We start from the raw sequence: 14,516 nt of genomic DNA, 5'->3' as shown, positions 1-14,516 counted from the left end.
GTGGGCGCGTCCGACCTCGGCCTGCACGAAGGCGCCGTGCCGCTGCCGCTCACGCAGGCACAGCACGGCATCTGGCTCGGCCAGCAGACCGACCTGCACAGCCCCGCCTACCTCACTGCCGAAAGCGTGTGCCTCGACGGGCCCCTGGATGCCACCGCGTTCGTGGAGGCCGTGCGCGTCGAACTCGACCGCTGCGATGCCCTCTTCATGCGCTACCGGCAAGAGGGCGACTCGGTGCTGCAGTCGGTTCATCGTCCGGCACGATGGCAGGTGGAACAGGTGGACCTGAGCGACCAGGCCGACCCCGAGACGGCGGCACAGGTCTGGATGGACAAGGTCCTCGCCCGACCGATCGACCTGGCGCACGGCCCGCTGTTCGCGACGGCCTTGCTCCGGCTCGGGCCGCAACGCCACCGCTGGTTCCTGATGGCGCACCACATCGCGCTCGATGGCTTCGGCCATGCGCTGGTGGCGAGCCAGGTCGCCCAACGCTACCGCCTTCGCAGCGGGGAGGCCGGCGCCGTGTCGTTGGCACGCGCGGTGGACGAAGACCTCCGCTACGAGAGCTCGGATGCCGCCGAGCGGGACCGTGCCTTCTGGTTGCAGACACTCGCAGGGGCCGCCGAGCCCGCGGCGCTGGCGCCGCCGGCCCCGCCGTCGCGCACGGTGCGGCGCTGTCGGGGCGTCGTTCCGGGCGCCCGCTGGGGGGCGTGGAAGGACGCCGCCGCGGCAGGGGGTGTCGACATCGGTGCCTGGTTGCTGGCCGGCGTGAGCGCATGGCTGCACCACCGCACGGGCGCCCGGTCGCTGCGGCTCGGCTTGCCGGTGATGAACCGGCTCGGATCCGTCGCACTGCGGGTGCCGTGCATGGCGATGAACATCGTGCCGCTGGCGGTGGAGGTCGATCCCGCGGCGGATGTGCTGGCCTTGGCACAAGCGGTGGCTGCGCGCGTTCGCCTGCAGCGCCCGCACCAGCGCTACCGCTACGAACGCCTGCGTCGCGACCTGGCAACGCACGGCGGACCGGCGCGACTGTTCGGCCCGGTGGTGAACCTCATGCCGTTCGAGCGACCGTTGGACTTCGGCCCCGGCATCACGGCCCGCTCCGAGCCGGTATCGGCCGGGCCGGTGGAGGACCTCTCCATCACCATCGCTCCGCGCAGCGACACCTGGCAGTTCGACCTCGATGCGAACCCGCTCACCTATGGCGCCGAGGCGGTCGCCGCGTGGCGCGACGACCTGCTGGTGCTGCTCGACCGCCTCGCCGCCGCGCCCCGTCGTCCGCTGGCCGACGTGATGGCCACCACGGCATCCTGCCGCTTGCAGGGCGAGCCGCTGGCGGCGCCGGCGCAGGACGTGCTCCAGGCACTGGTCGAGCAGGCGCGCCTGCAGCCCGCCAAGCCCGCGATCGAACACGACGGGCGCAGCATGAGCTACCAGCAGCTGCTGTTCGCCGTGCAGGCGCTGGCCGGTCACCTGGCGGCGCAGGGCGCCGGCGAAGGGACGCGGGTGGCGGTGTTGCTGCCGCGCTCGATGCAGGCCGTCACCGTGCTGCTGGCCGTGATGTGGGTGGGGGCCAGCCATGTCCCCATCGATCCCGAGGGGCCGCCGGCGCGACTGGCCCTGGTGATCGACGACGCCCGTCCGGCGCTCGTCGTCACCACGTCGCGCTGGTCGGCCGCCGTGCCAGCCGGCCCGCGTTGCCTGAACCTCGACGACGACGCGGGCTACGAGCCGCGCCAGGGCGAGCCCCTGCACGTGGCGGGCGATGCGCTCGCCTACGTGCTCTACACCTCCGGTTCGACGGGCCGACCCAACGGCGTGGCCATCGGGCGCGCGGCCCTGGCGCACTTCGTCGCCGCGGCCCGGGTGCGATATCGCATCACCGCCGACGACCGGGTTCTGCAGTTCGCTCCCCTGCATTTCGATGCCAGCGTGGAGGAGATCTTCGTCAGCCTGTGCAGCGGTGCCACGCTGGTGCTGCGCACCGACGCCATGGTGGAGTCGATGGGCCGCTTCGCGAGCGCCTGTGCCCAATGGCGTTTGACGGTGCTGGACCTGCCCACCGCCTTCTGGCATGAGCTGGCCCACGCCGTGGGCGAAGGGCTCGCCTTGCCCGACAGCCTCCGGCTCGTGATCATCGGCGGCGAGGCGGCACTGGCCGAACCTCTGGCCCGCTGGCGGTCACGGGCGGGTGGGGTGGTCCTGCTCAACACCTACGGACCCACCGAGACCACCGTCATCTGTACCACGGCCGCGCTCGCCGGCGAGGGCGCCGTTGCAACGGACAACGGCCCGGTGCCCATCGGCACGCCGCTTCCCGGTGTGGACCTCGTCGTCGTCGACGAGCGCTTGCAGCCCGTGCCGGCGGGCGTGGCGGGCGAACTCTGCGTCATCGGGCCCACGCTGGCCCAGGGCTACCTCAACCAGCCGGAGCGGTGTGCCGAGCGCTTCGTGGCACTGCGCGGACTGCCCGATTCGCCGCGTGCCTACCGCACCGGCGACCAGGTGGTGCTGGGCGGCGACGGCCAGCTGCGCTTCCTCGGTCGGCGTGACGACGAACTCAAAATCAGCGGCCACCGCATCGACCCGGCCGAGATCGAAACGGCGCTGCTGGCCGTTCCGGGCGTCCGCGCGGCGGCCGTCGTGCCGCACCGTGCGACGCACGGTCTGCGCCTCGTGGCCTTCATCGCTGGCGAGGACGGGGTGACCGACGCCGCACTGCGCTCGCACGCGGCGGCGCGTGTCGCCTCGGTGGCCGTCCCGTCCCGCTTCGTGCGCATCGAGCGCCTGCCCCGCAACCTCAACGGCAAGGTCGATCGGTCCCGGCTGCGTTCCCTGGCCATGGCCGGGGCGACGGCCCCGACCGCCGACAGGCAGGATTGCGCGGACGCCCAAGCTTCGACACCCACCGAGTCCACCGTCATGGCGGTCTGGCGGGATGTGCTGGGTGCTGCGTCCCTCACGTCGGCGTCGGACTTCTTCGCACTGGGCGGCAAGTCCCTTCAGGCGATCCAGGTGGCCAACCGCCTGGGCCTCGCCCTCGGACGGGACGTGCCGGTGTCCCTGCTGTTCCGGCATCCTGCCGTGCAGGACCTGGCGGCAGCGCTCGATGCGCCGGTCGCCCATGCGCCACCGCCCGCCGCGGCAGGCAGTGAACTGCAGCCGCTGATGTCCATCCAGCCGGGCGACGGCCCCGCGCTCTTTTGCGTGCACCCGGCCGAGGGCCTGTCGTGGTGCTACTTCGGTCTCGCGCGGGCGCTGCCTCGCGTGGCCTTGTGCGGCATCCAGGCCGAGGGCATCACGGGTCAGGCCCCCGAGAGCTTCGACGCCATGGCGGACGCCGCCACGGCGAGGGTGCGCGAGCGCCAGCCGGCCGGTCCGTATCGCCTGCTCGGCTGGTCGTCCGGCGGCGGGCTCGCGCATGCCATCGCCGCGCGCCTGCAGGCGCAAGGCGAGACGGTGTCCCTGCTCGCGATGATGGACTCCTATCCCAGCGAAGCGTTTGCTGCCCGGCCGGCACCTTCGCTTGCCGACGCGCTCGAAGCCGTGCTCGACGTCATCGGGGCCTCGCCCCACGACCCTGGCGGCGCGCGGCTCGGTGCCGACCAGATGCGCCAACGTCTGCGCGCGCCGGGCAGCACCCTCGCGGCGTACGACGAAGCGCTCGTCGATCGCCTGGTTGACACCGCCTTGCACACCATGCGCCTGTACCGCGGCGTGCGCCACGCGCGCTTCGACGGCGACGTGATCTACCTGCGCGCCGCTCGCCGCCCCGAGGACGCGCCGGATTGCCGCACCTGGCGGCCCCATGTCAGCGGCCAGCTGCACGTGACCGACATCGACAGCACCCACGCCGGCATGAGCCAGCCTGCGCCCCTGGCACACGTCGGTCGCGTGCTGGCCCATCACCTTCTTTCCGATTTGTCCTCATGAGTGAAACGCCCCGCACCCCGCCCCGCCTGCTTCGCGTGCGCCGAACCCGCGACCTGACGCCGCACCTGCGGCGTGTGACCCTGTCCGGGCCGGCGCTGGCCGGCTTCCCGACCGGCAGCGACGGCGCCCACATCAAGCTGCTGCTGGCACGCGAGGGCCAGGCCGAACCGGTGCTGCCGACCCTGGGGCCCCAGGGGCCGGTCTGGCCCCCTGACGATGTGCGTCCGATCTCGCGCACCTACACGGTGGCCCGCTTCGATGCTCATGCGGGCGAGCTGGACGTGGACTTCGTGCTGCATGGCGACAACGGCCCGGCATCGCGCTGGGCGTCGCATGCCGTGCCCGGCGACGCCATCGGCGTTGCGGGCCCCGGCGGTCCACCGCGCTGCCGGCCGTCGGCCGACTGGCACCTCATCGTCGGCGACCCGAGCGCGTTGCCCATGATCGCCAGCGTGTTCGCCGAGTTGCCCGCCACGGCGCGCGGGCACGCCTTCGTCGAGGTGGCTGATGCGGCAGAGGTGCTGCCGCTGGTCCATCCGGCCGGGATACAGCTGCAATGGCTGGTGCGTGGCGAAGGGCCGGCGGGCAGCAGCACGCGCCTGCTCGATGCCGTGCGGTCGCTGCGCTGGGCGGATGGCGAGCTGTCGGTCAGCCTGGCCGGCGAAAGCCGGCAGGTCGTGGCCATCCGGAACCACCTGCTCAACGAGCGAGGCGTGCCGCGCAGCGCCCTCTATGCCGTGCCCTACTGGAAGGACCGCTTCACCGAAGAGGCGTACCACGCCGAGCGTCACCGCATCATGGATGAGCTGGAGGTAGCGCCCGCCGTCCCGGAGTCGGCGACCGAAGGGGCCGCACGATGAGGGCGGCACTGCGATGGCTCGCGTTGGCGTTCGGCCTTCTCGCCGCTTGCGCACAGGCCCGGCCCGTCACGGATGCGCACGGCACGGTCGTCGAGGTGCCGGTCCGCCCGCAACGCGTGGTCGTGCTGTCCGAGTTCGACCTCGACGCGCTGCTGGCCCTGGGCTTGCGTCCGGTCGCCACGACCAGCGGGCGAGGGCAGGTGGGCGTGCCGCGCTACCTGGAGAAGGCCGCCGCCGGCATTCCGGTCATCGGCAGCTTCGGCTCGCCGGTGCTCGACCAGTTGCTGTCGGCCCAACCCGACCTCATCCTTGCGGGCGGCGTGCCCGACCCCGGCCTGCTCGCGCAGCTGCGCAAGGTGGCCCCGACGGTGGTCAGCTTCAAGCCGGGGGAAGACTGGAAGCTCGCGCTGCGTCGTGTGGCCACCGTGATCGACCGCCAGCCCGTGGCTGACGCGGTGCTCGCCCGTGCGGCCGAGCGCAGTGCAGCCGCACGCACGCGGCTCGGCCCGCAGGCGGAGTCCACGGTCAGCGTGGTGCGCTGGAACCCGCAGGGGCCGGCCTACATGCTGGCCGATTCCTTTGCCAGCCGGGTGCTGGCCGACCTGCGCCTGGCGCGGCCGTCCGCGCAGCGGGAGCCGGGCGCCGGGCATTCACCGCCGCTCAGCCTCGAGGCGCTGGACCGCATCGATGGCGACTGGCTCTTCATCGGCACGCTGTCTGCCACCGGCCAGGCCCGCAGTGCACTCGATGCGGCCCGGCGCAGCGCGGCCTTCGGCCAGTTGCAAGCGGTGCGTCGCAACCACGCCGTGATCGTGGACGGTTCGTTGTGGACCGGACTCGGCGGCCCACTGGCCGCGATGGCGGTGATCGACGACATCGAGCGCGCGATGGCGCCCGTGCCCCAGTGACGCGCCGGCGTCGGCGCACGCCATTGGGCGTGGGCCTTGCCCTGCCTTTGCTTGCGCTGGCCTCCATGCTGATCGGCGCCGGTCAGGTGGAGCTTCGTGATGGCCTGGCCTTCCTGTGGGGTGACGGTGCGGCCCGCGCCGATGAGCGCCTGCAGACGGTGATGTGGTCGCTCCGCCTGCCTCGCCTGCTCGCGGCGGTGCTGGTGGGTGGCGCACTCGGGGCCGCTGGCGTGCTGATGCAGGCGGTGACCCGCAATCCGCTGGCCGAACCGGGGCTGCTCGGTGTGAACGCCGGCGCCGCGCTCGGCGTGGTGGTGGGCATCGCCTGGATGGGGGCCGAGACCGGGCTCGGCTACCTTGCCTGGGCCGCCGCGGGCGCGGCGCTCGGCAACGTAGGTGTGCTGCTGGCCGCCCGGGCCACGCGCGGCGCGGACGGCCCCCTGCGTCTCGTGCTGGCTGGCGCTGCGCTCGGCGCGAGCTTTCACGGGGTGACGTCGGCCATCCTGTTGGCACAGCAATCCGGCTTCGACCAGTACCGGTTCTGGGAGCAGGGTTCGCTGGCCGGCGTCACGCTGGAGATGGTGGCCTGGGTGGCGCCGGCCATCGCGCTGGGCTGGCTCGCCGCTGCGCTGTGCGCTCGTCCGTTGGCCGCGTTGCAGCTGGGTGACGACGTGGCGAGCGGCCTGGGCCACCGGCCGGCGCGCTTGCGCCTGGCCGTCGCCTGCACGACCACCGTGCTCACCGCCGGGGCCGTCGCGCTGGCCGGGCCGGTGGCCTTCCTCGGGCTGCTGGCCCCGTTCCTCGCGCGCGCGGCGGTCGGTGCGACGCTCCCGTTGCAGCTGGCCATGGCCACGGCACTGGGCGCGGCGCTGATGCTGGTGGCGGACCTGGGCGCCCGCACGGTGGCCCTGCCGTTCGAGACCCCGGTCAGCGTGCTCACGGCCTTCGTCGGCGCGCCCCTGCTCGTCTGGATGGCTCGGCGCGCCGGGCGGCATGCGGCATGAGCCCCTCGGTGCTTGAACCCGGCGTTCGGGTGCTGCGATGGGGCCCGGTGTCGCTGTTGCTGGCCGGTCGGCCGATGCGTGCCGCGGCGCTGTTCGGCGCCGTGCTGCTGATCCTGTGCGGGCTTGCCATGGCAGCCGGATCCACCTGGCTCGGCCCGGCCGACCTGCTGGCGCTGCTGCGCGGTGAGGCGCCACCCGCCACGTCCTTGCTGGTGTGGGAGTTCCGTTGGCCTCGCATCGTGGTCGCCATGTTGTGCGGTGCGTTGCTCGGCCTTGGCGGCTTGCTGCTGCAGACGCTGATGCACAACCGGTTGGCAGCGCCCGACCTGATGGGCGTGTCCGACGGCGCCACGCTCGCCATGCTCGCCGCCCTGATCGCCGGGGGCAACGGCTTGCTCGGCCCCTGGTGGATTGCCGTGGCCGGTGCCGTGGCCGCCACTGCCCTGCTGCTCGGCCTGTCCGGCGGCATGGGCACGCGCGGTCAGCGCGTTCTGGTCGTCGGCCTGGCGGTGGCGGCGCTGCTGCACGCGGTGACCGAGTTGCTGCTGTCGCGCCAGACCTTGCAGCATGCGGCGGCCTTGTACGCCTGGTCCATCGGCAGCCTGCAAGGCCGCGGCGACGAGTCGGTGCCGCCGCTGGCCCTGGCGCTGGCCGTGGTCGCACCCGGCTGCTGGTGGCTGGGCCGCCGACTGGCCCTGCTTCAGTTCGACCCCGACCTGGCCGCATCGCTCGGCCTGTCGCTGCGCCCCACCCAATGGCAGGCCCTCGGCTTGGCCACGCTGGCCGCCGGCCTTGCGGTGGCGGTGTGCGGGCCGGTCGCCTTTGTCGCCCTGGCCGCGCCCCTCATCGCGGTCCGGTTGGCTGGCGGCGGCGTGCCCTGCATCGGCGCCGCGCTTGCCGGCGCTGCGCTGGTGCTCGCCGCCGACACGGTCGGGCGCATCCTGCTGCCGACGGCCGAGTTGCCGGTCGGCGTGATCTGCAACCTGCTGGGCGGCCCGTTCCTGCTCTGGCTGCTGCACCGGAAGACCACCGCATGAGCCTGCTCGACATCCAGACCCTCTTCGCCGCGCACGGCACGCGCCCGGTGCTGCAAGGCATCGACCTTCAGTTGCGAGTGGGGGAAGTCAGTGTGATCGTGGGGCCCAACGGGTGCGGCAAGTCGACGCTGCTGCGTTGCATCGCACGGCTGCATCGCCCGTCGCGCGGCCGGGTGCTGCTGGCCGGAGACGACGTCCATGCGCGCACGCCGAAGGAGGCCGCGCGCCACGTGGCGCTCCTGCCGCAGTCGCCCACTGCGCCGGAGGGCATCACGGTGGCCGCGCTGGTCCGATTCGGACGTCATCCGCACCAGGGCCTCTGGCGGCAGTGGTCGGCGGCGGACGAACAGGCGGTGCGCACGGCAATGCAGGCGACGGGGGTGCTGCCCTTTGCCGACCGGCTGCTGGAGCAGCTGTCGGGCGGCCAGCGGCAGCGCTGCTGGCTGGCCATGGCGCTGGCCCAGGAGACGCCGTGGCTGCTGCTCGACGAGCCCACCAGCATGCTCGACCTCGGGCACCAGGCCGAGGTGTTCTCACGCGTGCGGGCGCTCGCCCAGGCCGGTCGCGGGGTGGTGATGGTGGTGCACGACCTGGTCGCCGCCGCCCGCCATGCGGACCGGCTCGTGGCCATGAAGGACGGCCGCGTGGTGGCTGTCGGCCGTCCCTCGGCCATCGTCACGCCGGCGCTCGTGCGCGAGCTGTACGGTGTCGACGTGCATGTGCTGCAGCGGCCGGGCGACGGCGCCCCGGTGGTCGTGCCCGCGGATTGAACAGTTGGCGCTGGCTGGGCGCCGCCCAAGGAGAAGCAGATGACGACCCCTGAATTCGATGGACGACTCGTGCTCGTGACTGGCGCGGCGCAGGGCATCGGCCTGGCCGTGGCCGAGGCCTTCGCCGCGCGTGGCGCCCGCCTGGCCCTGCTCGACCGCGATGCCCCGCGACTGGAGGCCGAGGCGCGGCGACTGGGCGCGCTCGCGCTCGTGGCTGACCTGGCAAGGCCCGACGACATCGACGCCGCGCTGGACGACCTCACCCGCGCGGCCGGCGTGCCCGACGTGCTGGCCCAGGTGGCCGGCGTGCTCCGACCGGGCAGCGCGCTGGAATCCAGCCCGGCCGACTGGCAGGCCACGTTCGCGGTCAACACCTGGGCCGTGGTCCGGCTGTGTCAGGCCGTTGGCGCCGGCATGGCGGCCCGGCGCCGTGGTGCGATCGTGACCGTCGGGTCGAACGCGGCGGGCACCCCCCGCACGGGCATGGCGGCCTACGCCGCGTCGAAGGCGGCCACCGCGCAGTACATGCGCTGCCTGGCGCTGGAGCTGGCGCCGCACGGCGTGCGCTGCAACCTCGTCTCCCCGGGTTCGACCGACACCGCGATGCAGCGGGCGCTGTGGCACGGTGAAGACCGTGCGGCGGCCGTCATTGCCGGCTCGCCGGAGGCATACCGCCTCGGCATTCCGCTGCAGCGCCTGGCCACGCCGGCCGACATTGCGGAGTCGGTGTGCTTCCTCGCCTCGGACCGCGCGCGCCACATCACCATGCACGACCTGCGGGTCGACGGCGGCGCCACGTTCGACGCCTGAGGCCGTCCGTCGGGCTGCCGTCAGGCCGAGGCGGCGGCCACGAGGGCGTCGAACGCCTCCAGCGGCATGGGGCGGCCGAGCAGGTAGCCCTGCGCGAGCTGGCAGCCGAGGGCGGCCAGCACCTGCGCCTGCTCTTCCGTCTCCACCCCTTCCGCCACCAGTTCCATGTTCAGGCTGCGGCCGAGCGACACGATGGCCTTGGCGAGTTCGCCGCTCTGCCGGTTGTCCGGCAGGTCCTTCACGAAGGACCGATCGATCTTGAGGGTGTGGACCGGGAAGTGCGTGAGGTAGCTGAGCGCCGAATAGCCGGTGCCGAAGTCGTCGAGCGCGATCGTGATGCCGGCCGCGGCCAGCGTCTCCAGGTCTTCCCGGACCGAGCTGCGCTTGTCGATGAGCAGGCTCTCGGTGATCTCGAGTTCGAGCCATTGGGGCGCGCAACCGGCGCTGGCCAGGGCCTCCATCACGGTGGCGACGAGCTGCCCGCCGGCAAACTGGCGCGCCGACAGGTTGACCGCGACCTTCACCGGATGCGTGGCACCGCGGTTCCACGCCACGACGGCACGGCACGCCGCCTGCAGCGCCCAGGCGCCCATGGGCACGATGAGCCCCGTCTCTTCGGCGATCGGAATGAAGTCCAGTGGCGACACCATGCCGCGTTCGGGGTGCTGCCAGCGCATCAGCGCTTCCGCGCCCACCAGCCGCCTGCCGTTCAGCTCGAACTTCGGCTGGTAGTGCAATTGCAGCGCGCCACTGCCGATGGCTTGGCGCAGCGCCGTCTGCAGGGCGAGTCGCGCCGAGGCCTGGACCGTGAGCTGCGGCGAATAGAAGCTGACGTTGTTGCGGCCCTGGGCCTTGGCCTGCGAAAGCGCGGCATCGGCGTGCTGCAGCAAGGTGTCGGCCTCGCTGGCGTCGGCCGGGAAGATGGCGGCTCCGACGCTCACCGTCACGAACACCTCCTGGCCGTCCAGGCGGAAGGGGGGCTCGAACGCGCGCAGCAGCTTGTCCGCGATCGCACCCAGGTCCGCTGCGGCCCGCACCGTGGGCAGCAGCACGGCGAACTCGTCGCCGCCCAAGCGCGCCACGATGTCGTGCTCGCGCAGGTTGCGGCTCAGCCGCTTGGCGGCCTGCTGCAGCAGGGCGTCGCCGCTGGCATGGCCGAGCGAGTCGTTCACATGCTTGAACTGGTCCAGGTCCAGCACCAGCACGGCGAACATGCGCCCGTCGCGCAGCGCGTCGCCCATGGCGATGCGCGTGCGCTCCATGAGCTGCGTGCGGTTGGGCAGCTTGGTGAGCGAGTCGAAGTTGGCGAGGGTGTGCAGGCGCTCGCGGTAGGCGCTGAGTTCGGTGACGTCCTGGATGGTGCCGAGCAGGCGGCGCGGTGCGCCGTCACGCCCGTACACCAGCCGCACGACGCCGTGGAAGTCATGGCGCGCATCCTGTGCATCCAGCACGTGGTACGAGTAGCGCATGCTGGGCTGCCGGCTGCGAATGGCAGTGCCGAAGGCCTCGACGATGCCGTCGCGCTGGTCTGCCGGGATGATGGCCGCGAACTCGCGCAGGTCCGGCTGGCTGTCCGGCGCCATGCCGAGAATGCGCCGGGCCTGATCGGAGAACTGCGCCTGGTTGCGCAGGAAGTCCCATTCCCAATGGCCCACATGAGCCAGTTCCTGAGCTTCGTCGAGCCGGCGCTCGGCCTCGGTCAGGCGATAGGACAGCCGGTGGGTCTCGGTCACGTCCTGGATGGCGGCATCGCACGCTTCGGGCCGGCCGTCGGCGCCATAGGCCAGCACCGCCACCACGGACACCTGGCGCCAGGCGCCGTCCTCCAGCAGCAGGGGCAGCTCGAGGCGGATTTCCGGCGTCAGGGCTCGCACCGCGTCGAGCCAGCCGTCCCGCAGCACGCCCAGCCGACCGCGGCGCAGGCGTGACATGAGGGTGCGCATGTCGAAGCTGGCGCCGGGGGCGACGTCGAAGATCGCATGGGCGACCGGGCACAGGCTCAGTCGATCGGTGTCGGGATGCCATCGCACCCGGCCCACCGGCGCCATGCCTTCCAGGGCGCGCGCCCAACGTGCGGCCGACGCCGGGCTGTCCGGCACGCCGGTGTCCGGAAGTGGGGTTGACGGCAGTGTCAGGGGAGCCGCGAGGGCCGGTCGGATGCTCATCGTGTGCGCAGTGCCCTCGATGGCGGAGGGACGGGTTTGGACGGCGGATGTGCCAGTCGTCGCAGTGGCTATCGGCCTGCACCTGGCCGGGTTGAGGGCCGTGCAGCCCGCGCGCGGGGCCGGTGTGCACTACATCACGCGATGTCCGCGTGCTTCGTCCTGCCCCGGCCGGCCGCCTTGGCGTGGTACAGCGCCGCATCCGCCCGCCGCAGCAGCGCGTCCACGGATTCGTCGGGCTGCAGCTCTGCCAGCCCGCCGCTGAAGTCGAGGGCATGCGGCAGCTTCTCGACTTCGGAGCGAAGCCAAGCGCGCAGGCGGTCGTCGAACCGGTCCCCATCGGCCAGGCCGGCGCGGTTGAGCAGGACGCAGAACTCCTCGCCCCCGTGCCGCGAGATCAGGTCGCCGCCACGCACGCAGGCACTCAGCGCGGCGGCCATGGTGCGCAAGGCGTCGTCGCCGGTGGCATGGCCGAAGCCGTCGTTGATGCGCTTGAAGTGGTCGACGTCCAGCATCAGCAGCGAGAGCGGATCGCCGTAGCGGTGGGCAGTGGCGACGATCTTCTCCGCCCGTTCGCCGAAGCTCTGACGATTCAACAGGCCCGTGAGCCCGTCGGTCTGCGCCTGTTGCTTCAAGCTGCGCTCCGCCTCCTCGCGCCAGGCGACAAGCAGGCCGATGGTGCACATGGCCAGTGCCACGTGATACAGCAACGCGGCTGCCATGTTCACCGGGTGCGTGGCCCGGTAGAAGGGATACTCCGCGGTGAAGAAGGCGCCGAGGACGCCTCGCCACGCGGTAACGGCAGCCAGGGTCAGCATGCACAGCAGCACCAGCCCGCGCCATCGGCGGCTGGCCTGGGGTGCAGGTGCCACCAGCGCTGCGCACAGGATCAGCATTTGCAGCGTGAGCCCGGCGTTGGACCATCCGACGCGCAGCGCATAGTGGTCGAAGCTGAGGAAGTAGCCCGCCGGTGTCAATACGGCCAAGACCATCAGGGGAACCCGCCCGGGCCGTGCCGAAAGCCACCCGTTCAGGGCCACCCACAGGAGGACAAAGCTCCCGCTCAGGCAGGCCATCGACAACGACGACATCAAGCGGTCGTCGATGCGGGTGGCCACGAGGAACGCGAGCCAGCCCAGGGCCTGGGCGACCGATGCCCCCTGGAACGCCCGAGCCGCCAGACTCACCCGCCACCCCATGATGACCGGCAGCGCGATGGCCGTGGCCACGGCGTTGGCGAGCAGCACGATGAGAACGGTCTGGATGTCGAGAGTCATCGAAGCTGGTGGCGAGGAGAAGTGAACGTCCCCTTGCCATCATGCCCAAAAAGCCCCTGGGCGTGCGGGGCAGAGTGTGAAAGGTGAGAGGATTCGAGGATGAGCAAGGCTTTCACGAAAGAGACCGACGGCGACGACGATGACGACATCGCCCTCCCGCAGATCCCGGCGGGCAGCAAGAACTACGTGACGCCCGAGGGCTACAAGCGGCTGCGCAAGGAACTGATCCAGCTGCTCGACGTCGAGCGACCGAAGGTGGTGGACGTCGTCTCCTGGGCCGCCAAGAACGGTGACCGGTCCGAGAACGGCGACTACCTCTACGGCAAGAAGCGGCTGCGCGAGATCGACCGCCGCATCCGCTTCCTCACCCGGCGGCTCGACATCGCCGAGGTGACCGATCCCTCGCTGCACCACGGCCGCGAGCAGGTGTTCTTCGGCGCCACCGTGACCTACGAGACGCAGCGCGGGGAACAGAACACCATCACCATCAAGGGCATCGACGAGGCCGACAGCAGCCAGGGCGAGGTCAGCTGGATCGCCCCCATCGCCCGGGCCTTGCTCAAGGCGAATGTGGGCGACGAGGTGCAGCTGATGACGCCCGGCGGGCTCGAGCGCCTAGAGGTGCTGGCCGTGAGCTACCCCGCGCCTCGCAACGACTGAGTGAACGGCGCGGACCGGTGACCGCGCGGCACGTCCGGCAGCCATCTTCGATTCACAGGGCTGGCGGACGAAGCCTCGTGCGTGGCGACAGTGGCAACCCGCTGCACGACGGGGCGCCGACCCTTCTGGCCTGCGGACGGCGGACGATGCGGCCATCTGGCCCTGGCAGTGCTGCCCGGTGCGACGTGCGCACCGCCAGGGAGATTCTGCGGATCACCGCGATGACGCTGGCGTCACACCTGCGTCATCCCGCCGTCGGCGAACAGCTCCACGCCATTGACGAAACTGCTGTCGTCCGAGGCGAGGAAGACCGCGGCCCGGGCGATCTCGTCGGTGGCGCCCACGCGGCCCAGCGGGATCGTGCGCGCCTGCATCTCGATGAAGCCCGCCAGCTGATCGCCCTTCAGTCCCAGCAACTCGTAGGCCGGCGTGGGCACGACGCCGGGGCTGAGCACGTTCACGCGGATGCCGGCCTCCTTCAGGTCCAGCACCCAGCTTCGTGCCAGGTTGCGCACCGCCGCCTTGCTCGCGCTGTAGACACTGAAGCCGGGCGTGCCCTTGATGGACGTGGTCGAAGCGTTCAGCACGATGGTGGCGCCGCGGGACATCAGCGGCAATGCCTTCTGGACGGTGAACACGACGCCCCGGACGTTCGTTGCGAAGATGCTGTCGAAGTGCGCCTCGGTGATCTCGCCGAGGGCCGCCACCTGGCCGCCGCCGGCATTGGCGAAGAGCACGTCCAGCCGGCCCTTCTCCGTGCGGATGGTGTCGTAGAGGCGGTCCAGGTCGGCCAGGTCGGACACATCGCTGCGCACGCCCGTGACGTTGGAGCCGATCTCGCTTACGGCGGCATCGAGCTGGGCCTGGCGACGGCCGGTGATGAAGACATGGGCGCCTTCGGCCACGAAACGCTTGGCGGTGGCGAGACCGATGCCACTGGTGCCGCCGGTGACGAGGGCGATCTTGTCGGTGAGTCGGGAAGTCATGGAGAAGCTCTTTCGGAGTGGGAGAGAGCGTGCAGTGTTGAGGGGAAGCTCTGCCCGACAAAGCCGCTGAACGGCACATGTCTGTTTCCGATCCGCGAATAATGGG

At 71.7% G+C, this 14,516-nt stretch carries 11 protein-coding genes; 8 read left to right on the top strand and 3 right to left on the bottom strand.

From position 1 onward, the window contains the following. Genes ACSQ2F_RS14775 through ACSQ2F_RS14745 form a run of 7 tightly spaced genes read left to right on the top strand, consistent with a single transcriptional unit; the run spans window position 1 to window position 9,325 of the window. The gene (locus ACSQ2F_RS14775) at window positions 1–3,936 is read left to right on the top strand and encodes an amino acid adenylation domain-containing protein (RefSeq protein WP_436024082.1); all 3,936 of its coding nucleotides are present in this window, start codon (window positions 1–3) and stop codon (window positions 3,934–3,936) included. After that, complete coding sequence (locus ACSQ2F_RS14770) at window positions 3,933–4,796, top strand: siderophore-interacting protein (RefSeq protein WP_436024080.1); 864 nt, start codon at window positions 3,933–3,935, stop codon at window positions 4,794–4,796. Before ACSQ2F_RS14775 ends, ACSQ2F_RS14770 begins: the two co-directional genes overlap by 4 nt. After that, window positions 4,793–5,704 carry an ABC transporter substrate-binding protein gene (locus ACSQ2F_RS14765; RefSeq protein WP_436024078.1) on the top strand — a complete coding sequence of 304 codons (912 nt, stop codon included), beginning with the start codon at window positions 4,793–4,795 and terminating at the stop codon, window positions 5,702–5,704. Before ACSQ2F_RS14770 ends, ACSQ2F_RS14765 begins: the two co-directional genes overlap by 4 nt. Window positions 5,705–5,733: 29 nt before the next feature. Beyond that, a complete protein-coding gene (locus ACSQ2F_RS14760; protein WP_436024076.1) occupies window positions 5,734–6,708 on the top strand; it encodes a FecCD family ABC transporter permease in 975 nt (324 codons plus the stop codon). After that, window positions 6,705–7,745 carry a FecCD family ABC transporter permease gene (locus ACSQ2F_RS14755; protein ID WP_436024074.1) on the top strand — a complete coding sequence of 347 codons (1,041 nt, stop codon included), beginning with the start codon at window positions 6,705–6,707 and terminating at the stop codon, window positions 7,743–7,745. The genes ACSQ2F_RS14760 and ACSQ2F_RS14755 overlap by 4 nt, the downstream gene beginning before the upstream one ends. After that, the gene (locus tag ACSQ2F_RS14750) at window positions 7,742–8,515 is read left to right on the top strand and encodes an ABC transporter ATP-binding protein (RefSeq protein WP_436024072.1); all 774 of its coding nucleotides are present in this window, start codon (window positions 7,742–7,744) and stop codon (window positions 8,513–8,515) included. Before ACSQ2F_RS14755 ends, ACSQ2F_RS14750 begins: the two co-directional genes overlap by 4 nt. A gap of 39 nt (window positions 8,516–8,554) precedes the next feature. Then, window positions 8,555–9,325: a 2,3-dihydro-2,3-dihydroxybenzoate dehydrogenase gene (locus ACSQ2F_RS14745; protein WP_436024070.1), complete on the top strand. Its 771-nt coding sequence runs from the start codon at window positions 8,555–8,557 to the stop codon at window positions 9,323–9,325. A 20-nt stretch (window positions 9,326–9,345) separates the two neighbouring features. On the opposite strand, the gene ACSQ2F_RS14740 is transcribed toward ACSQ2F_RS14745, so the two are convergent. Together ACSQ2F_RS14740 and ACSQ2F_RS14735 are read right to left on the bottom strand one after the other, a co-directional pair. Beyond that, window positions 9,346–11,490, bottom strand: coding sequence for a putative bifunctional diguanylate cyclase/phosphodiesterase (locus ACSQ2F_RS14740; RefSeq protein ID WP_436024068.1), 2,145 nt, complete (start codon window positions 11,488–11,490; stop codon window positions 9,346–9,348). 134 nt (window positions 11,491–11,624) lie between these two features. After that, entirely contained in the window at window positions 11,625–12,764 is a 1,140-nt protein-coding gene (locus ACSQ2F_RS14735) for a GGDEF domain-containing protein (RefSeq protein ID WP_436024066.1), read from the bottom strand. Window positions 12,765–12,863: 99 nt separating this feature from the next. Between ACSQ2F_RS14735 and greB the strand changes: the two genes are divergently transcribed. Beyond that, window positions 12,864–13,424 carry a transcription elongation factor GreB gene (gene greB, locus ACSQ2F_RS14730; RefSeq protein WP_436024064.1) on the top strand — a complete coding sequence of 187 codons (561 nt, stop codon included), beginning with the start codon at window positions 12,864–12,866 and terminating at the stop codon, window positions 13,422–13,424. 233 nt (window positions 13,425–13,657) lie between these two features. Here the strand turns inward: greB and ACSQ2F_RS14725 are convergent, their stop codons facing one another. Next, complete coding sequence (locus ACSQ2F_RS14725; protein ID WP_436024062.1) at window positions 13,658–14,410, bottom strand: SDR family oxidoreductase; 753 nt, start codon at window positions 14,408–14,410, stop codon at window positions 13,658–13,660. Window positions 14,411–14,516 lie beyond the last annotated feature (106 nt).

Source organism: Rhizobacter sp. LjRoot28 (genome assembly GCF_964253025.1).
GTDB lineage: Bacteria > Pseudomonadota > Gammaproteobacteria > Burkholderiales > Burkholderiaceae_C > Rhizobacter.
The sequence above is the reverse complement of the archived record's forward strand: the minus strand, read 5'-3'. Positions and strand labels throughout refer to the sequence as shown.